Source organism: Mucilaginibacter sp. P5_A6 (assembly GCF_056400585.1).
Genome location: NZ_JBFUKZ010000001.1, coordinates 265,664 through 285,644, shown reverse-complemented (window position 1 = coordinate 285,644; position 19,981 = coordinate 265,664). Strand labels below are relative to the sequence as shown.

The window sequence follows — 19,981 nt, the reverse complement described above, 5'->3', positions numbered from 1 at the left end:
GGCAATCGCGAACTGTGCAGGTCCACCCTGTATAGCATGCGATTGCTTCGTACCTCGCAATGACATAGATTAAATTAAAAAATAACACTGATAATCAACAACTTGCAGACACGCCTTTATAAGACACAAAGCAATCCCGACTATGCAGATCGGATTTGCAAAGCTGCGCTGTAAGACGGGGATTGCTTCGTACCTCGCAATGACGCGTGGATATGCGCCTTATTAGAAGTATAAAAATATTTTTTTAATAAATCATTTTCAAACAACTTTTTAGCTAAATACTTCATTTTCAAATTATAATTTGGGTAATTTAATCAAGTCCATTGTTACATTCTGCTCTTTATCTTTTCAATAAATTTAAGTACGTTTGGGGATGACTGATTTTATTAATTTTAACTGAATATTTAATTACAATTATGCGATTTAAAAAACCTCTTGATTTATTACTAAAAGAAGCCGCAGAAACAGGCGGAACTACATTAAAGCGTACTTTAAGTAGTTTCAACCTTGTTACAATGGGTATCGGTGCAATAATTGGTGCAGGACTATTTTCATTAACCGGCCTCGCCGCTGCTAACAACGCTGGACCAGCAGTTACCATTTCATTTGTAATTGGTGCAATTGGGTGTGCGTTTGCAGGCCTATGTTACGCAGAGTTTGCAAGTATGATACCTATTGCAGGATCGGCTTATACTTACTCTTATGCCACAATGGGCGAGTTTGTCGCCTGGATAATTGGCTGGGATTTGGTATTGGAGTATGCATTAGGAGCAGCAACAGTTTCTATAAGCTGGTCGCAATACCTCACTAAATTTTTACATTTTTTCAATATAGAATTTCCCCCGCAGTTTACCAAGTCGCCATGGGAAGATATTACGCTTGCCGACGGTAGTGTGGTGCATGGCATCATGAACCTGCCTGCTGTTTTCATTATAGTATGTTTATCGTTATTGTTAATCCGCGGAACAAGAGAATCCGCTTTTATCAACAATTTACTGGTTGTACTTAAAGTAGCGGTGGTATTGGTATTTATAGCTGTTGGTTGGGGCTTTATCAATCCGGCTAATCATACACCATACATACCACAAAATACAGGAAAATTTGGCGAGTTTGGCTGGTCGGGAGTATTACGTGGCGCGGGTGTGGTTTTCTTTGCCTTTATTGGTTTTGATGCTGTTTCAACCGCAGCGCAGGAAGCCAAAGATCCCAAGCGAGGCATGCCAATAGGGATAATTGGTTCGTTGGTAGTATGTACCATACTGTATGTGCTGTTTTCGCACGTAATGACAGGTGTTGCAAATTACAAGGAGTTTAAAGAAAGTGCAGCTCCAGTTGCGGTAGCTATTGCCAAAACCCCTTACGCCTGGTTGCAAAAAGCTATCATTGTTGCTATATTGGCTGGTTATTCATCAGTAATATTAGTGATGTTGATGGGCCAATCGCGCATATTTTACACCATGTCTAAAGATGGTTTAATACCAAAGGCATTTTCAAAAGTTCACAAAAAATTCCAAACTCCATATAAATCAAATTTACTATTTGCGGTATTTGTAAGTATTTTTGCTGCGTTTGTACCGGTAAGGGTAGTAGGCGAAATGGTATCTATCGGCACCTTGTTCGCGTTTGTGCTGGTATGTATCGGCGTATTGGTAATGAGGAAATCAGATCCGAATACACCACGTCCATTCAGGACACCATGGGTTCCGCTTGTGCCTATTTTAGGTGTAATAATATGTGTTTTAATGATGGTTTCACTTCCTCTTGATACCTGGATAAGGCTGGCAGTATGGATGATAATTGGTTTAGTAATTTATTTTGCTTACAGTAAAAAACATTCATTGATCAGGAAAGGCATTGTGAGCATACCACAGGATCCTGTAAACCCTCATTTATAAGATATCAAAACAATACAATTAAAAAAAGGCACTGAAAATCAGTGCCTTTTTTATTAACTTCTTTTTTAATACCCGAGCTTTAATTGCACTTTTGCTCAGTTTCCGGTTAAAGTCAATAAAGAATAAATCCTAAAGCCATGCATCCACTAATTTTCAGGGAGGTATTATCAGTTACGATGATCCTTTTCGCTATTATTGATATCCTGGGCGCTATACCCGTTATTATCCAGGTACGCCAGCGTGTGGGGCATATCGAATCGGAAAAAGCAAGCATAGCAGTATTGATTTTAATGATCGTTTTTTTGTTTGTGGGCGATGAACTGCTGGCCATTATCGGGCTCGATATTTCATCATTTGCAATAGCAGGCTCGTTGGTAATATTTATTATCGCCATGGAAATGGTATTAGGCGTCGATTTTTTTAAGGAAGAATTACCTCAATCTGCATCAATCGTCCCTATCGCCTTCCCCCTTATAGCCGGCGCCGGCACCATGACCACCCTGCTCTCATTAAAATCGCAATATCAAACTCAAAATATCATTGTGGGCATTGTACTCAACACCATAGTTGTTTACCTGGTACTCAAAAACGTAAAATGGCTCGAGAAACTGTTAGGGCCGGTTGGGCTTAGTATATTACGCAAATCGTTTGGGATAATTTTATTGGCTATAGCTATAAAACTTTTCAGGAGTAATACGCATTTGTAGATGTGCAGATTACAGATTTCAGATGTGCAGATGGGGCTGCAAGTGCTTTCATCCCCCCCGTCATTGCGAGGCACGAAGCAATCCCAAACTATGCAGATCGGATTTGCAAAGCTACTCTGTAAGTCCTACCGTGTGTACACATCTTTATCCTCAGGTTTCTTAAAGTAAGATTGTCATTTCGAATCCTTGGAGGGAAGGCCTATGGAGGGCAAGGGTGAGAAATCTTGTACGACTTTCAAGCGAACTATGCATGTCAGCTTAGCATATCGCACAAGATTTCTCTTTCGCGCCCCGCTCATTCCTCCCCTTGCTCCATCGAAATGACATTTTCTTATTAAAAAGATGTGTACACACGGTAGCTGTAAGTCGGGGATTGCTTCGTGCCTCGCAATGACGGTAGGAAAAAGCATTGTCCAAACCGCCAACAACCTCGCAACGGTTGAAGCGTATTAAGCCTCGCGGTTTTCACTCCCCCTTCAGGGGGCCGGGGGGCTCAACCTCGCCACAAACATTGTATCGGCCTTATGCTCATAGCCTTTCAGCACCTTGCTTTCTTCCAGCTTTAGGCCAAGCTCTTTTACAAGGTAATCAACCACATCTTCATTCTCGCCTTTAAAGGCCGAGCAGGTGATGTAAATAAGTGGTTTGCCGGGCTTAAGATATTTCACCACGTTTTGGGCGATGCTTTTTTGCAGGCGCTGAAAAAATTCAATTTTTGCAGGCATAAACTGGGCTATCATCTCGGGTGTACGGCCCCAGGTGCCCGAGCCGCTGCAGGGGGCATCAAGAATGATCCCGTCAAATTCATAATCGTGCAGGGTTTGATCGATATTGGTGGTCAGGTCGAGCACCTTTTTTTGGTACTTGGTTAAGCCCGCCAGCTGGAAACGCTCGTCGAGGTTAGCCAATACCGATTCGCGGATATCAGATACTACCAGTTTTATATTGGGCTCATCCTCGTGCAGCAGCAGCGATTTACCGCCCGAAGCCGCGCAGGCATCCCACCAGCTATCCCAGCGCTGGGGCTTAAAAAAATCGCCTGTTTGCTGTGATGAAAGATCCTGTACCTCAAACCAGTTTTGTTTAGGAAAAATAGTTTCAAGCCTTGTACCATTAGGCAAAGCGTAACAGCCGTTGCCTTCGTCTTTAAATACAACTCCGGCCTTGTTCAGTTGAGCTTTAACCAGGTGGTCGTACCCATTGCGTACCCGGATAAATAGATCGGGCTGGCAAAAAAACGATTTTAAAAAGGCATCCTTATCAATGCCTGCCGATACCTGATCTATCCAGGGGAACACATCCTCAAGCTTAAAAGCCGGGTAAGCTGTTTTTACAAGGGCAAGCTTATCATCCACATTAAAACTTACGCAAGCGGCCCAATCAGGCTTAAAATTTTGAAGGAACGAGTTAGTTTGGGTATGGCATAAAAACTCGGCTACAATAAGCCGTTCGTCGGTAGCCAGGTTGGGCAAGGCCCGCCCTATGCGGAAATAATTATATATTAAACGGCTGGCTACCCGCCTGTCGGTAGAGCCCATTTGTTTGTTTTGCCTGTAAAAACCGGGTAAAAATTTACTTAAGGGCGTATCAACCGGGTATTCACCTATTATGCGCTGAAACGTTTTAAGCTGGTTTATTGCCTTCATTCTACCTGTTTTAACTCAAAGTTACTATACATTAATACATTTACATGGGTGTTTACCCAACCCAATCCCGGTTTTTTTATAAAGCGGAAGTTATTGTGCAGGCCCGTAAAACCGGCCTTATCAAGTGATGCAAAATTGTTATCAATCAGTTGTTTGCCAAAATACATCCCTTCATCAAATCCCTTTATGGCATAATCGGTAGGCTCAACATGGTAAAGCCTGTGGTATACCCTTATAAACTCCATACTGGCGTCTGATTTGTAATCAACCTGGTCGGCAGATGTAATATGGGTTTTTAAGCGCTGCAAAATATCAACCTTTAAAAAACCAAACTTTTGCCAGCTTGGGTGTCCAAACAGCACCACCGGGTAATGCCTGTTCAGGGTATCTAATGATCGCAGGGTAACGTTCAAAAAAGCCTGGTCGGTAGCGGCTACCACAAACACATTTTGTTCTGTTTTTGAAAGCTGGGGAATTAAACCGCTAAGCTGTCCTTTTGAAATAACAACGGTTATTATCCTTATCTTCTTTTTACTTAAACTGTCTGTTGCATTTTTAAATCCCCTCACATAGTCCTGTTCCTGGCTAAATCCCGAACGCAGAATAAATATTTTTTTAGGCTTTAACTTATCATTGATAAACTGCGCGGCACCCCAGCCATGATACTCTAAAGGTGGCATAACAGTTATCAAATTGTCGCTATTAATTGTGGCAGGCGATGCCGGTGACAGCGGCGAAACAATTGGCGACTTTGTATTAAGCCCCGTGGCAAATATCTTTATACCATCGGGAAAAACCGGGCCAACAATAAGGTCGCTGTTTTTGATAAGAGGATTAAGGGCCAGGCTATGCGATTGCGCGTCCTCATCCTTTGAGTCGTACAAACGCAGTTTAAAATTAGCGCCATCAGCCGTTAGCGAATCCAAAGCCAATTTAAAGCCCTGGTAATATTCCACGCTCATATTGGCCTTGGTGAGGCCCGATGATGTGTATTTTGACCCGGGCCTTAAATGATCCAACCCCATAGGCAGCATCATGGCTATGGTTAATGGTTTTGCCGCCCCAGGTTTTACCGGTGGCTTTTCGGCAACCTTTGGTTTTTCAGTTTCAGTTTGTTTTTTTACGGGTGTGGTTACCGGCCGCACCTTTGGCGAACATGCAGACAGTACCAGCGCCGTTAAAAAAAACAGTAACCATTTATTCCCACTCAATTGTAGCAGGTGGTTTCGAACTGATATCATATACTACCCGGTTAATTCCTTTTACGTTATTAATGATCTCGTTACTGATCTTGGCCAGCAAATCGTAAGGTAAATGGCACCAATCGGCTGTCATTCCATCCAACGATTCCACCGCACGCAGGCAAATTACGTTCTCATAAGTGCGCTCATCGCCCATTACCCCTACCGACTGAACCGGCAAAAATATTGCGCCGGCCTGCCAAACCTTATCATAAACACCGTATGACCGCAAATTGTTGATATAAATCGCATCGGCCTCCTGTAATATAGCAATTTTTTGCGGGGTTACATCACCTAATATCCTGATTGCCAATCCCGGACCCGGAAAAGGGTGCCTGCCTAAAATATTAGGATCGATACCTAATGCCTTGCCAACACGCCTTACTTCGTCTTTAAACAGGGTATTTAAAGGCTCAACAACCTTTAGTTTCATAAAATCGGGCAGTCCGCCAACGTTATGGTGCGATTTGATGGTAGCCGATGGCCCCTTAACAGAAACCGACTCAATAATATCCGGGTAAATAGTACCCTGGCCAAGCCATTTTACATCTTTAACCTCGTGCGCGGCATCATCAAATACCTCAATAAACACCCGGCCAATAGCCTTCCGTTTCTTTTCGGGGTCGCTTAAGCCTGCCAGTGCATCGTAAAAACGACTTTTGGCATCAATTCCTTTTATATTAAGGCCCATGTGCTTGTAGGAGTCGAGCACCTGCTCGTACTCGTCCTTGCGTAAAAGACCGTTATCAACAAATATACAATGCAGGTTTGTACCAATGGCATGGTGCAGCAATACCGCCGCAACCGATGAATCAACACCTCCCGATAACCCTAACACTACCTTATCATCACCTAACTTCTCTTTTAAAGCGGCTATGGTAGTTTCAATGAACGAATCTGGTGTCCAATCCTGGTGACAGCCGCAGATATCAACCAAAAAGTTTTCCAGCAGCTGCCTGCCGTCGATACTATGTGTTACTTCGGGGTGAAACTGGATGCCGTACGTTTGGGTGCCGGTTACCTGGTAAGCCGCAACTTTTACGGTATCGGTACTGGCAATAATTTCAAAATTATCGCCGATACTGTCAATGGTATCGCCATGAGACATCCAAACCTGCGAGCTTTCGGGTATATTTTTAAACAGCGGGTTTTCCCTGTTAATGTATTCAAGATTGGCCCTGCCATACTCCCGGGTGCTTGATGGCAGCACCTCGCCGCCATGAAAATGCGCCACATACTGCGCCCCATAGCAAACCCCTAATATAGGTCGGGTAGTGTGAAACTGCTCGAAATCAAAATGAGGAGCATCCTCCTGCCTTACAGAATAAGGACTGCCGGAAAGGATGATACCTTTTACAGTGCTGTCAATTTCGGGATAATGATTAAAGGGGTGGATCTCACAGTAAATATTGAGCTCCCTGACACGGCGCGCTATAAGTTGGGTGAATTGCGAGCCAAAGTCAAGAATGAGGATTTTTTCTTGCATGGGCAAAGATAAAAATTAGATGTGAGATGTGAGATATGAGATTTGAGATTTTGGATGGAACGTTTTGATTTGGGAGTTTGCCTGAACCAGAAACCACAACTCACCGTCATTGCGAGGTACGAAGCAATCCCAAACTGTACAGAGCAGCTTCAAAAGGCTGGATTTTTCGTGTTAACATAACACCTCAACCACCGTCATTGCGAGGCACGAAGCAATCCCAAACTGTACAGAGCCACTATTTGGGTGCTAACTTTACACTTTGTGGTAACCAATAACATCGTCCCGCTCATGGCCGCGGGAGGGCCTAGTCCTTTTTGTCTTGAAACAAAAAGGACCAAAAAATTCAAGTCAGCAGAAATGCTTCTTTGCGCTCAGGGCCTTCCCTGCAAAACGGGCAAAACCTGGGCTGGAATTATTTTGCCCTTGCCCGCATATCCCACACATGCAAAAACTTCCTATGCCCTGCAGCCGCACAACCCCACATTGTTTTGTCCGTTTTCGTCCGAAGCTGTTCTGCTGACGCTTTAGGGAAACGAAAGCTTTTGATTCCTAATAAACAAATAGACCATCATTATAAGACACGATGCAATCTCTTAACTGTACAGGGCGAAAATAGCAAATCTTGCTACCTGATACTAACTACTTGTTACTTTTTTCCACGGTGTTCCCGCCGACTGGCGGGCGGGCTTTACACTCATACTGCACAGGCCTTAACCACATTGGCCGGTATCCGTTTCAATCCCTAACACATTGTCTGAATCGGAATTTTCAGAATTAAAGAATTATCAGAATTTAATTCAAAAAATTCCACTAATCCGACAAATTCCGGTTCAGACAAAATCATCTGCACATCAAAAAATCTTGATACTTGATACTAACTACATGATACTAACTACCTGCACATCAACTTTCCTCCCTTTTAACCAGCAACACCTCATCCCCGTCCAATAACAAGTACCCATATTCGTAGCAAAACATATAAGTGGAACCCGTTTTGGTTTGATAGATACTGGTGATGTGGTCAAAATCGAATCCTTTTGCTGCCATTTTTTTGCGGCTGGTTTTTGTTTTGCCGGTTGGGTTTAACTCTTCCAGTACACGGCGGTTGCGGCGCAGGATGTTGTTGATATTGCGCACCAGGTTATAGCTGTTGCTGTTAAGCTGGTTGTTGTAATTATTGCGGCATAGGTCGTTACAAAACTTTTTATCGGCCCGGCCATGTAGGGGCAAACCACAATCCAAACAGTTTCTTTCCTGGTTCATGATATAAAGATACACGATTACTTATCCATTTGCAAACGCTTACAAACGGAAACTATCGACTATAAACGGTTATTATCCGGTTAAGTTTTCGGGGTAGCTGCACCTTTGTATCGTTATCAAAACACATATCAAACATTAAAAAATAAAACGATGAACTCATTAAGAAACAGTGTACGCCTTGTAGGCAACTTAGGTATGGACCCGGAAGTAAAAGTTTTTGACAGCAACAAAAAAATGGCGCGGATCTCCATAGCCACCAACGAGAGCTATAAAAATGACAAAGGTGAAAAGATAACCGATACCACATGGCATAACCTGGTTTTGTGGGGCACACAGGCCAAGCTTGCCGAAGATTTTTTAAAAAAGGGTGATGAAGTAGCCATTGAAGGCAAACTGGCCAACCGCAGCTATACCGATAAGGAAGGAGTGAAACGCTACGTATCTGAAATAGTAGTAAATGAATTTTTAAAGGTTGGCGCAAAAGGCTGAAGAGCAAAGACCTGTGAACAACCAAAAGGTTCGCGCTGGATAGTTGGTTCGGTAGAAGATCGCTTCGCGGTATCGCCAATGGAGGAGTTGTAAATTCCTTGTCAACCTATCCACGCGTCGAGTCCCCACCAGCGTGGCTGGAAAAAAAGTAATGACATGGTTGCAAATGGGGTTGTTGTAGAGACGCATAATTGCGTCTCCCGCAGGACATTCAGGATTGCTGAGATTTGCATGAGTGATTTGCACGCAGGAGACGCAATTATGCATCTCTACATTGGAAAATTCAAAAAAATAGCATTGATAATCAACAACTTGCAACCACGTCATTATAAGGAACCAGGCAATCCCCGCCTTACAGAGAAGCTTTGCAAATCCGATCTGCATAGCTTGGCATTGCTTCGCGCCTGGTAACGGTCGGTTTATCTATTTTTAGACAGCTCTGAGGAACGAAGGATCTCCTATTCGCACATTGTACAGGGCGAAGAAGCATGGCGGTGAGTAGGTCCTTAACTATCGTTCAGGATGATAAAAGAGTTGCCTTTATGAAGCTTGCTTTTCGCTCGCTTTTACGTATAAAGTTTTTTCAATAATATCATGAATAACTTTATCAAGCTCTTTGGTGGTAATATATAAGTAGTCAATTATTTCGCTGTTCAGCGGGTTCGACGTGTTAAACTTGTCGAACAAATTTACCAGGCCCAAAATGGTGGCAACCGGGCGTCGTAGTTCATGGGAGCTTATAGCAGCAATTGACTGAAGCCTGTTGTTTTGCTCTTTAATATCCTGCTCGTTTTTTTTGCTTTCGATTAAAACCCGCAAAATGTTTACCGTTCGCCCTATCAGGTGTAGTTCGTCATTGTCTGGTTCGCGCACGGTGGTATAATAAATACCAAACACAGCTAAAACCTTTGCACCATTTGAACTTATTACCGGTGTAGACCAGCAAGCTTTTAAACCAAATGGTTTTATCATATCGGCATAGTCGACCCAAAGGGGATCATTTTCTACATCGCTTACAATAGTTTGCTCCCGATGATATACCGCATTGCCGCATGAGCCCACACCCGGGCCAACCGGAAGGCCTTCCAACTGATCGCTATAAGCTTTTGGCAGCCGCGGTGCAGCAAGGGTATACAGCTTTTGCTGCGCGTCATCAACTTCCAAAACCGAGCAAATCATATCGGGGAATATTGCTTCGATCCCCCTAAGTAATTCGCCGGTTGTTTGGGCAAGGGTATGTTGTGTAGCTGCATTTAACTCCAATACCCTTTTCTCCAATCCCAACACCCATTCCTGTATTTTTATTTCGGTAATATCTCTTATAAATAACGCAAGTTGATTATCATAAGGATATATATTAATGCGGAGCCAGGAGTTTAAGTATGTATTTAAATACTGAACCTGTACAGGGGTATTATCGTTTAGTGATCGTTGACATTCGCTGATAACCTCTGGTATTATGCCGAGGCTTTTTATATTAATAAAACCCGATTGTTTAATTTCTTCGGCGTTTAAACTGGTCATGGCCTGAAAAGCCGGGTTAAAAGCTATTATATTCCAGTCGGTATCAAGCACAATAAAACCCTCGTTCAGGTTTTGGATGGTATGCTGCACTATATCATTACCCGGCGGCTCAGAAATAACAGGCGCGTTTATCCGGGGAGTACCTGTTGAATAGATAAGGTTATCATCATTTAAAATAGCCGACCAGGAAACATTGTAATAGCCGCCACCTTTTGCCTTAACCCTGCTTTGATAATCAACCGGTTTCTTACTTAACAGCAGGCTGCCTTGTGATTCTTCCCTGCTTTTTTCATCCTCCGGGTGGCATATTTCGGCAATATTAACGCCCGTCAGTTCGGCCTCATTATAGTTAAATAAACTTTGAAATGAAGGGTTTGAATGCAAAATCACACCATTCATATCCATCACAAAAAATACATCTTTTGAACGAGTAAATAGGGATGTGAATCTATTATCCATATGAGGTTATTACGCTGTTTTCTTTGTGTAAGTTATAAAATATTTATAATAAAATAATATTTTATGGCGTACTTACTGCAACTGGCAAAATTTTACCGTTAAAAAATTTATGACCTGTAAGCGCAAAGTCGGCTATATACTTACCCATTTCAAACGCTAATACCGGAGATTGATAGCCCGGAAAAGCCTTTTCCAGCATTTCGGTTTGTGCCGATCCCAGTGCCAGGCAGTTTACTTTTATATCCTGATCGGCAAGTTCCTGCGCCAGGCATTCAGTTAATGTATGCAAAGCCGACTTGCTGGCCGAATATGCAGATAAACCCGGAAACTTTGCACTACCCTGGTAACCGCCCATACTGCCAATATTGAGTATGTGCCCTCCGGCAGGTATTAATGATAAAAGGGCTTGTATAATGCGTACATGACCTATAAAGTTACTTTGCAGCATTTCTACAAAATCGGTTTCAAGTAATTGCATAAATGGTTTATTTATAAGCACCCCTGCATTATTTATTAAAACATCAACCTGGTTATCAAAGTTAACCTCGATAAATTGTTTTAAGCCTTCGTAATCATCATGTACAATATCAAAGGTAAGGGCGTATAACTGGCAATCGGGGTTAAGGCCGTGGGCAATCTCCAGCAAGCGTTCCAGTTTATCCTGCGAGCGTGCAAGCGCTATAACCTTATGGTTTCCGGATAGTATAAGTTCAATTACAGCCTCAAATCCTACGCCGCTGCTGGCGCCTGTTATTATGATATTCATGTGCCCCCTAACCCCCTAAAAGGGGGAATGATTTTATGATAGTTACTTAATTATTTCAGAACCGTCATTGCGAAGCATAGCCTCTCCCAGGAAGGGTTGGGCCTATGCTTCGCAATGACGCATTTTTATTTGCGTAAGATAACGTTGTTATCATCGCTCCTAAAATACCAATTTTTGCTCAACAGGATGCCCGATCAGGTAAAAACCATCTGTGATAAGTTTTTTTAATTCGGGCTGATCTTTTATTTTTTGTTCCAGAAAACCACGGATCTCAGCCGCCAGAAATGGTTCAATCCCCTCATGCTCCAGTAGTTCCAGTATTTCCAGGGCGCAAAGCCAGTCGTCATGATGATTTTTTTGCAGTTTAAGCCAAACGTTGCCTAAAAAGCCATAATCACCTTGCTTTTGGCGGCAATCCCGCACCTGCTGATACAGCTTGTGTAATTCCTTATTTTTAAAGCTATGCTCTACATGATGAGTAGCGGTTTTTGATTTATAAATTAACTCGTCAAATGCTTCCTTATCTGCCGCACCACAAAATACCGACGTGATCTTTTCGCCCACAGCCATATCATAAACACCCCACGACGGATCAAACAATACCGCGCCATTTTCATCAGTTACCATACAATCTGTAAAAGAGATCAGCTGCGTTTTTCCGCCCGATGCCAGGATGCTTTTAACTTTGCCTTCAACGGTAATACCACTTTCAAATTCGAGTGTTGCATCTTTATTAATGGCGATACCGGCATTTTCCAGTTCTGCCAAACCCATGTTTTCTAAAGGCTGCATATTTTTAAGTTTACCAACCGGCGAGCTAAAGCCATCTTTATGATAATTTTTTCCATGGCCTTTCAGTTGTTTATTATTAACTGATAAAGCAGCAGGCCCGGTGATCTTTAAAAAATATGGATCGCCATTTTTATCGGTTTTAAAATCGGTCACCGTACCCGAAACCTGCAGGCCCGAACTGTAAACCGCTGTACAGGTATTTTTACTTTCAAAAGCCTTACCTAATCCATAAGCCCCACCCCTGCGGAACGACATGGTATTGGCAAATTCCTCCAGCACATCTACCAGGTTTTGAAAGGTTGGTGTTACAAAAAGCTGTGGCTGTGTTTTAGTGATATCATAACTATAGTTCACCGCATCAATAGTGTACCAGAGTTTTTTTACCTCCGTCGTCATACAACTGGCGCTTTCGCCAATAGACGAGAGCAGGCCGGCGCCGTAAATCTTTGGGTTTTCTAATGTACCAATCAAACCGTACTCTACCGTCCACCAATGCAGGCGGCTTAGCAAGGCCATTTCTGATGGTTCGCCTATATTCTGCTGCCGGTAAGCTACCCGTTCATCGGCCTTCTTCACCTCTTCCGGGTCGGCATCGGGCATTTCTTTTAGTATCGATAAAGCCCGTATGGCTTCGTAAAGTTCAAAATCCTGTGCCGAAAACATGGCTTTTGCCCCTATCGAGCCAAAATAGCTCAAATATTCGTGGTAATCCTTATCAGCAATAATTGGCGCGTGCCCCGCCGATTCGTGAATGATATCGGGCGCAGGTGTATATTCAATATGCCGCGACTGGCGGATATCCGCTGCAATAACCAGCACCTTGTAAGCCTGGTATTCCATAAAGGCGGCTGGTGGTATAAAACCATCAACAGTAACTGCTCCCCAGCCAATTTTGGCCAGGGCATCGTTCATTTCCTGCAGGTTGGGGATTCTTTCTATAGTTAAGCCGGCTTTGGTTAAACCGGGAATGTATGGGTAATAGGCAACATCCTTTAAGTAACTATAATTTTGCCGCATTACATAGCGCCAAACAGCGTGGTCAATGGGCGTGTAATGCTCGTAATGTTGGTCGACTATAAATTGTTTTAAATGACCGGGCAACGCAGCAACCTGCGGATTGTGAAAATCATTAAAATGGCTCATTTACGTTTGGTACGGTTTATAAACAGAACGTAAATTTAGGAAATAAGATTGCCTTTACTGAAACAGGTTGATAGTAATTTATGGTTTTTTATAACATTAATCAGAAGGAAGATCCTTTTCTAATCTATCTGTACGAAATACATAGTAAACACCCATTAAAGAAATAAGGGCCGACACTACATAAAAAGATAAACTTAAAACTACGGCCAGTTCGCCGTTCATTTGGAATTTTTCGACGATTACCCACTTAAATATAAACTCCCGAAAGCCAAGCCCACCAACGCTAAATGGTATAACTGCTGCCATAGACGACATCAGGAACGCCGATAAGTAAGGGGCGAATTTACCGATGTGATGTAAGCCTATCATTACACACAAAATTGTAGTTAGCTGTAATGATTGTAAGGCCACTGCCTTTAAATGAGCCTCAAAAAAGTACCTGGTGTATTCTTTAAAAAATTTGTGTGCCACAAAATAATACACCGCCGTTGCACTTAAAAATATGGCCCCTGTTAGTAAAGGACTAATATTTAACTGCGGAAGAAAAATAACAAGTACGGCAGTAATTAAACCAATTGCCCAAAAACCGCTTAATCTATCAAACAAAATTGCCCAGAAAACTTTTTTAGCAGGCATTTTATAACTTTTGTTCAACAGGTATATTTTGTAACCATCGCCGCCTATGCCACCTGGTAAAAACAAGTTATAAAACATACCAAGCATATATAAGCGTAAATTAAATCTCCAGCCGATGTGTAAATCTATAGATCTGAAAAAACTTAATAACCTTGAAGCGGATACAATAGTTGAAAGAAAAAAACATATCACAGCAGCCAGCGCCCACCATGGGTTCGATTGGCTAAGTAATTCTTTAACCTGGTCAATTTTTATTTTACTAAAAACATAATAAAGCAAGGCACCGGTAACGCAGATCTTTAAAATCAGCTTGGTAATATGCCACAGGGTACTTTTAAATGTTTTAGGCTTTTTTTCGGAGGTAATGGTTTTCAAATCCTCCAACGGAAAGGTCTCAGCCGGGTTAAAGGGCCCTATATAATCTTCGTCGTATTGTTTGCGTTTTTCAGTATCGCTCAACACCTGGTAAGCTTCAGCAACTAAATCATTGGGAGCCTTACTATTACTGATTTTGCGATATGCTTCGTCAATATCATTTAATGTAGCACTGGGGTCGATGCCTAAAATTTCGTAATAATCCTTATCTATCATTGTTGAAGCAAATTAACGGCAACCGCCATTTTGGGTGCAAAGCTATGTTATTTTTTTATTTAGCTATATGAGGACAATGATTTAACAAAATTTAGCAATTATGTTTTGAAAAATTTAAAACCAATACAAATTAATTGGTGTAATCAACTACAACATCGGTGCAATCATAACGAAATGATAATATTCAAATCAGTGTAATCAATAATATAAATCGATGCAATCCTAAATTCAATTGTTATTTTTGCGCAAATTTTTATCAGTATGAATAAAGTAAAGGTTGGCATAGTGCAAATGAGTTGTACTGCAGATAAACAGCAGAACCTGCAAAAGGCCATTATTAAAGTAAGGGAGGCAGCAGCCAAAGGCGCCCAAATAGTTTGTTTACAGGAGCTGTTTACCTCGCTTTATTTTTGTGACGTTGAGGATTACGACAATTTCAAACTGGCCGAAGCTATACCTGGCCCATCAACAGATGAGTTATCAAAAATTGCTGCCGAACTTAACGTGGTAATTATTGCTTCATTGTTTGAGAAACGTGCGCAGGGCCTTTACCATAATACCACTGCTGTTTTGGATGCCGATGGCAGCTACTTAGGCAAATACCGCAAAATGCACATTCCCGATGATCCGGGCTTTTACGAAAAATTCTACTTCACCCCCGGCGACCTGGGTTACAAGGTATTTAAAACCAAATACGGCAAATTAGGTGTGCTCATCTGCTGGGATCAATGGTATCCCGAAGCTGCCCGTATCACCTCGTTAATGGGTGCCGACATATTATTTTATCCAACAGCCATTGGCTGGGCCACTACTCAGGATGAAGCTACCAATGTGGAACAATACAATGCATGGCAAACCATACAACGTTCGCACGCGGTAGCCAACGGCATACACGTGGTAAGCGTTAACCGTGTTGGCGAAGAAGCTGGCGTTAAATTCTGGGGCGGATCATTCTTTGCCAATCCGTTTGGTGCAATTATCCAGCAAACATCACATGATGAGGAAGAGGTTGTTGTACAGGAATTAGATCTGGATAAATCTGATTATTACCGTAGTCACTGGCCGTTTTTGAGGGATAGAAGGATTGACAGTTACCAGCCGATCACCAAACGTTTATTAGACGAAGATTAAATTACTTCCTCACCCATCGTCATTGCGAGGTACGAAACAATCCCCGACCTACAGAGCCACTCTGTACAGTTAGGGATTGCTTCGTACCTCGCAATGACGGGTGGGGTATACATATTTGCTTACCAACTATGAGCCAAAATACTTCAACTATACAAACCCCTGCTTCGCAAGGATTTTCCTTTCCCGCTGAGTGGGCAAAACACACAGCAACCTGGCTTTCATGGCCGCATAAAGAGGCTTCATGGCCGGGGAAAATAGATACCATTTACCCGGCATACATCGAATTCATCAAAGTATTAACCAAAGGTGAATTAGTGCGCATTAACGTGGTTGATGAAAACATGAAGGCATCTGTGGCTTTTCAGCTGCAACATGCCGGTGTTGATATGAGCCAGGTGGAGTTGTTTGAATTTGCTACAAACGATGCCTGGTGCCGCGACCACGGACCCGCGTTTTTGATCAACCCGTATACTAAACAAAAAGCTATTGTTGATTGGGGCTATAATGCCTGGGGCGGCAAATATCCCCCGTTTGACCTGGATGATGTAATCCCTACAAAAATTGGTAAACATTTTAGTTTGCCGGTATTTAATCCGGGTATTGTAATGGAAGGTGGCTCTGTTGATTTTAATGGCAAGGGCACAATTTTAACCACCACTGCCTGCCTGCTCAACAAAAACCGCAACCCGCATTTAAACCAGGACCAGATTGAAGGCTACCTGCGCAACTATTACGGCGCCGAACAAATTTTATGGTTGGGCGATGGCATTGTTGGTGACGATACCGACGGCCACATTGATGATATTACTCGTTTTGTGAACGAGGATACCGTAGTTACTGTTGTTGAAGAGAACAAAAACGACGACAATTATCACCTGCTGCAGGAAAACCTGGAAGCTTTAAAAACAATGCGCCTGCTCAACGGCAAACAATTAAACGTTGTGGAACTTCCCATGCCCGATGAGGTGGTCCATGATGATACCCGCTTGCCGGCATCGTACGCTAATTTTTATATAGCCAACTCGGCTGTTGTAGTACCTACCTATCGTTCTGTAAATGACGATAAAGCATTACAAATCATTCAGCAATGCTTCCCCAATCGCGAGGTTGTGGGTATTGATTCTACTGATATCATCTGGGGACTTGGAAGTTTCCATTGTTTGAGCCAGCAGGAACCAAGCCCCCCAGCCCCCTAAAGGGGGAGTTTTTGATATGCAGATTGCAGATGTGCAAATGATATAAAAACAAAACGCCTGACTTTTTGAGCCAGGCGTTTTTGTTTTAGCAATATTTATTATTGTTTCGAAGCTAATGCGATTACTTGCTTATCCAGGTTCCAGCCTTCCAGTAATATGGTTGGGGTTATGTTACCTAATTTGGCAGCCGGGGCGGTTACAGATACAGTTATGCTTTCGTATGGCGCCAAAGTGAAATAATTTCCTGTCCAGTAGCTTGGCATAATTTCTTCACCGTTTTTCATGAGTTGCGGGCGTACAAAAAATGCCAGTTTATTTGATGTGTTGGTGAATTGAACAGTCCACTTACTTTCTACAGTACCTTTTTCGGTTTTGATAATTTTGGCGCTTACCCGGGCATGTTTCATATTGTTAAGCGTTTTGAATTCATCTGTTGCAGATAGCCAATAAGCGTTGTGCGATACCGTTTTGCCAACAGAATTTTTCAGGTTAAGCACTACAAAGCTTACACCCTGCGTGCCCGCCAGGATATCTTTCAGCTGAATGATTTCCTGTACGCCATTTGTAGCTAAACTCACATGCTCCACTTTTGATGATTTAATGAGCTTGCTGTTGATGTCAAAAATATCGGCAGTGGCAATAAGATCGCCGGTTGAATGGTGGGTACGGTTAATGATTGCCACACTTGAGTTATCATAATTAYACTGAATATGCACCGGTTCGCAGGCGTTTTGCATGGAATAATAACCTGCATTTGGCTCCAGGTACCAATCATAGATCTGCCAGACCACACTTGGCAGGGCGGCATTCAGTTTCCAGAGCATTACGCCACCGGTTTCGTTCAGTTTATGGCCGTCGGCTTCAAAAATACCCTGGTAGCCTATATAGTTCATAAACTGCATCTTATCAGAGAAATTTACGATATCGCCCGGCGCACCATACCTTTTGACCATTTCTTCATAATACTTATCATACTGCCCCGCACCTGTTGCGGCATCATGGTATCCCCAGGTATTGTTTAGCGGGAAAGGCAGGGTTTTATCCCAGGTAAGGTTAGGGATAATTTTAGGCAGCGTAGTATAAGGCGGTTGCGATGGCAGACCGGTTTCATCTTTAAATACCCAATCTTTACCTGCATCGGCCAGTTTGTAATAATCCTTAGGATCTTTCCATGCATACGGCCCGCCGCTGTACACGCCTGATGGCATATCATCCGGCCATGAGCCTTTCCATCCCTCAGGCAGTTTGGCAAAGCCTGATGAGCTTGGGATAAATGGCCTTGTACCATCCAGTTCGATGATATCATTGCGCATTTTATCATACAATTCTTTGCGGGCATGGCCTTCGTTACCGCCAGTCCAAACCAGTAAACTTGGGTGATTACGTACGCGGTAAATGGTGCTCTCCACATTTTTTATAAATACGCTTCCTTCCAATGGCCAATCAGGCGAGCCTTTAAATTCTCCCTGGGTATCTCCCGTGATCCAAAAATCCGACCATACCATTTGTCCGTATTTATCGGCCGCATTCCAGAAAGCATCGGGTGGGGTAACTCCGCCACCCCAAATGCGCACTAAGTTTACGTTGGCATTGCGGCACAGGTGCATTTCATAATCATACCGGGCCGAATCGCGGTTCACCATCATGTCCGGTACCCAGGCACCGCCTACCAAATGCACTAACTTACCATTCACGTAAAATTGGCGACGCACAAAACCATTCACCATGCTTGCTTTGGATGATACCTCACGCACGCCAAAAACAAAGGTAGTATCATCACTGATGCCCTTTACATCAGCATATTGCAGGCGAATACGGTACAGGTTTGCCTTGCCATAACCATTTGGCCACCATAGTTTGGGCTGATGGATAATGAGCTGGCTAATCTTATCGGCATTTAATTCAACTGCCTTGCCAGAATTTGCAGCAACGAAAATTGCTTGCGTGAACTGAACAGGTAAGCCCGTAAAATTCTCGGGGTTTATGCTGATGGTAAGCTTGCCATTATTAGCAACGCTGGTATTGTTTGATAATGTTAAATTCAGGGAGAGCGTGGCTACGCTGGTATCGGGCAGGTTTGGCAGGTCGGTTACCAGTTTTGGCCTGCCAATAGTAACGGCTCCTGTGGTACGAAGAAAAACAGGCTGCCAGATCCCCATATTACGATCGCGCACCGGCGGAATCCAATCCCAGCCTGCGGAGCATAGCATGGTTACATTTTTACCAATATCCCCGGTTGGGCCACCGTTTTCATAGAATGGGCCTAAAGCCTTCAGCTGTTCTTTTGCGGGATAACCGGCATAATCCAAAGGATATATTTTTACTGCTAATGCATTATCGCCACCGGCATTAATGGCATTGCTCACGTCCAGGTTATGTTCGGCAAACATACCCGCCATCTGGGTGCTATCGGTAATTTGCTTTCCGTTAAGCCATACAGCCGCACGGTAGTTGATGCCTTTAAATATCAGCTGAAACTGTCTGCCCTTATCACCGGCCGGCACTTTAAAGGTTGTGCGGTACCAATAAGGCTTTTTCCATGGATTGGGATCGTTGGGTAAATGACTATACTGCTCCAGGTTGTACTCTTTATTAAACTGATCTGATGCATCAGGAATGAGCATATTATTTAAACCTTGATACGGATCGGGGTAAATTTTATTGGCAACCAGCCCTGTCAATACCGTTGATGGCACTTTAACCGGGAACCAATACACAGGCGAATGGTATTTAACACTTGATAATTCGGTACCGGTAGCGTTCACCAATGCCGAAGACTGCAAATCGAAATCGGATAACTTAACCTGTTTTACAGGCGCAGATTGAGCCAGCAAAAAGGCAGGCAAAACGCATGCAGCTAAAACACCAAAGGCAATATAAATAGTTTTTTTCATCATAATGCTTTTTTAACAGGGATGCGGTGCCTCCATTTAATAAATGGATAAGGAAACATCTCTGGCAATAAATAACAACGGTAAAACTAATTAACACACGGCAACATGATAGCGTACTTATT

General features: G+C 42.9%; 14 protein-coding genes. 5 read left to right on the top strand and 9 right to left on the bottom strand.

Features of this window, described 5'->3' with window-relative positions; translation table 11 throughout:
• The first annotated feature begins 416 nt into the window (after positions 1–416).
• Together AC1DO4_RS01240 and AC1DO4_RS01235 are read left to right on the top strand one after the other, a co-directional pair.
• On the top strand, positions 417–1,895 hold the full coding sequence (locus tag AC1DO4_RS01240) for an amino acid permease (protein WP_477412200.1): 1,479 nt from the start codon (positions 417–419) through the stop codon (positions 1,893–1,895).
• A gap of 137 nt (positions 1,896–2,032) precedes the next feature.
• Entirely contained in the window at positions 2,033–2,602 is a 570-nt protein-coding gene (locus tag AC1DO4_RS01235) for a MarC family protein (protein ID WP_477412198.1), read from the top strand.
• 476 nt (positions 2,603–3,078) lie between these two features.
• Here AC1DO4_RS01235 and AC1DO4_RS01230 read toward each other — a convergent pair whose 3' ends face one another.
• The 4 genes from AC1DO4_RS01230 to AC1DO4_RS01215 form a co-directional block, all read right to left on the bottom strand.
• Positions 3,079–4,248 carry an RsmB/NOP family class I SAM-dependent RNA methyltransferase gene (locus AC1DO4_RS01230; RefSeq protein ID WP_477412196.1) on the bottom strand — a complete coding sequence of 390 codons (1,170 nt, stop codon included), beginning with the start codon at positions 4,246–4,248 and terminating at the stop codon, positions 3,079–3,081.
• Positions 4,245–5,489 carry an ABC transporter substrate-binding protein gene (locus AC1DO4_RS01225; RefSeq protein ID WP_477412194.1) on the bottom strand — a complete coding sequence of 415 codons (1,245 nt, stop codon included), beginning with the start codon at positions 5,487–5,489 and terminating at the stop codon, positions 4,245–4,247. Before AC1DO4_RS01225 ends, AC1DO4_RS01230 begins: the two co-directional genes overlap by 4 nt.
• Entirely contained in the window at positions 5,446–6,975 is a 1,530-nt protein-coding gene (gene guaA, locus AC1DO4_RS01220) for a glutamine-hydrolyzing GMP synthase (protein ID WP_477412192.1), read from the bottom strand. Before guaA ends, AC1DO4_RS01225 begins: the two co-directional genes overlap by 44 nt.
• A 903-nt stretch (positions 6,976–7,878) precedes the next feature.
• A complete protein-coding gene (locus AC1DO4_RS01215) occupies positions 7,879–8,238 on the bottom strand; it encodes a hypothetical protein (protein ID WP_477412189.1) in 360 nt (119 codons plus the stop codon).
• Between the two features lie 150 nt (positions 8,239–8,388).
• Here AC1DO4_RS01215 and AC1DO4_RS01210 point away from each other — a divergent pair, with 150 nt between their 5' ends.
• A complete protein-coding gene (locus AC1DO4_RS01210; protein ID WP_477412187.1) occupies positions 8,389–8,727 on the top strand; it encodes a single-stranded DNA-binding protein in 339 nt (112 codons plus the stop codon).
• A gap of 540 nt (positions 8,728–9,267) precedes the next feature.
• Here the strand turns inward: AC1DO4_RS01210 and AC1DO4_RS01205 are convergent.
• From AC1DO4_RS01205 to AC1DO4_RS01190, 4 genes are all read right to left on the bottom strand, one after another.
• Positions 9,268–10,710: a PAS domain S-box protein gene (locus AC1DO4_RS01205; RefSeq protein WP_477412185.1), complete on the bottom strand. Its 1,443-nt coding sequence runs from the start codon at positions 10,708–10,710 to the stop codon at positions 9,268–9,270.
• A gap of 61 nt (positions 10,711–10,771) precedes the next feature.
• A complete protein-coding gene (locus tag AC1DO4_RS01200) occupies positions 10,772–11,476 on the bottom strand; it encodes an SDR family NAD(P)-dependent oxidoreductase (protein ID WP_477412183.1) in 705 nt (234 codons plus the stop codon).
• Positions 11,477–11,635: 159 nt separating this feature from the next.
• The gene (locus AC1DO4_RS01195; protein WP_477412181.1) at positions 11,636–13,411 is read right to left on the bottom strand and encodes an aromatic amino acid hydroxylase; all 1,776 of its coding nucleotides are present in this window, start codon (positions 13,409–13,411) and stop codon (positions 11,636–11,638) included.
• Between the two features lie 96 nt (positions 13,412–13,507).
• Positions 13,508–14,638 (bottom strand): flippase-like domain-containing protein, encoded by a 1,131-nt coding sequence (locus tag AC1DO4_RS01190; RefSeq protein WP_477412179.1) that lies wholly within the window; start codon positions 14,636–14,638, stop codon positions 13,508–13,510.
• 261 nt (positions 14,639–14,899) lie between these two features.
• Between AC1DO4_RS01190 and AC1DO4_RS01185 the strand changes: the two genes are divergently transcribed.
• Positions 14,900–15,769: a carbon-nitrogen hydrolase gene (locus AC1DO4_RS01185; protein ID WP_477412176.1), complete on the top strand. Its 870-nt coding sequence runs from the start codon at positions 14,900–14,902 to the stop codon at positions 15,767–15,769.
• A 128-nt stretch (positions 15,770–15,897) separates the two neighbouring features.
• Positions 15,898–16,965 (top strand): agmatine deiminase family protein, encoded by a 1,068-nt coding sequence (locus AC1DO4_RS01180; RefSeq protein WP_477412174.1) that lies wholly within the window; start codon positions 15,898–15,900, stop codon positions 16,963–16,965.
• Between the two features lie 98 nt (positions 16,966–17,063).
• On the opposite strand, the gene AC1DO4_RS01175 is transcribed toward AC1DO4_RS01180, so the two are convergent.
• A complete protein-coding gene (locus tag AC1DO4_RS01175) occupies positions 17,064–19,862 on the bottom strand; it encodes a glycoside hydrolase family 2 protein (protein WP_477412173.1) in 2,799 nt (932 codons plus the stop codon).
• Positions 19,863–19,981 lie beyond the last annotated feature (119 nt).

Excerpts from the sequence above, each read along its gene's own strand:
- AC1DO4_RS01200 (WP_477412183.1), bottom strand. The coding sequence starts at position 11,476 with ATGAATATCATAATAACAGGCGCCAGCAGCGGCGTAGGATTTGAGGCT.
- AC1DO4_RS01210 (WP_477412187.1), top strand. The coding sequence starts at position 8,389 with ATGAACTCATTAAGAAACAGTGTACGCCTTGTAGGCAACTTAGGTATG.
- AC1DO4_RS01190 (WP_477412179.1), bottom strand. The coding sequence starts at position 14,638 with ATGATAGATAAGGATTATTACGAAATTTTAGGCATCGACCCCAGTGCT.
- AC1DO4_RS01230 (WP_477412196.1), bottom strand. The coding sequence starts at position 4,248 with ATGAAGGCAATAAACCAGCTTAAAACGTTTCAGCGCATAATAGGTGAA.
- AC1DO4_RS01185 (WP_477412176.1), top strand. The coding sequence starts at position 14,900 with ATGAATAAAGTAAAGGTTGGCATAGTGCAAATGAGTTGTACTGCAGAT.
- guaA (WP_477412192.1), bottom strand. The coding sequence starts at position 6,975 with ATGCAAGAAAAAATCCTCATTCTTGACTTTGGCTCGCAATTCACCCAA.
- AC1DO4_RS01235 (WP_477412198.1), top strand. The coding sequence starts at position 2,033 with ATGCATCCACTAATTTTCAGGGAGGTATTATCAGTTACGATGATCCTT.
- AC1DO4_RS01195 (WP_477412181.1), bottom strand. The coding sequence starts at position 13,411 with ATGAGCCATTTTAATGATTTTCACAATCCGCAGGTTGCTGCGTTGCCC.
- AC1DO4_RS01225 (WP_477412194.1), bottom strand. The coding sequence starts at position 5,489 with ATGATATCAGTTCGAAACCACCTGCTACAATTGAGTGGGAATAAATGG.
- AC1DO4_RS01205 (WP_477412185.1), bottom strand. The coding sequence starts at position 10,710 with ATGGATAATAGATTCACATCCCTATTTACTCGTTCAAAAGATGTATTT.
- AC1DO4_RS01180 (WP_477412174.1), top strand. The coding sequence starts at position 15,898 with ATGAGCCAAAATACTTCAACTATACAAACCCCTGCTTCGCAAGGATTT.
- AC1DO4_RS01215 (WP_477412189.1), bottom strand. The coding sequence starts at position 8,238 with ATGAACCAGGAAAGAAACTGTTTGGATTGTGGTTTGCCCCTACATGGC.
- AC1DO4_RS01240 (WP_477412200.1), top strand. The coding sequence starts at position 417 with ATGCGATTTAAAAAACCTCTTGATTTATTACTAAAAGAAGCCGCAGAA.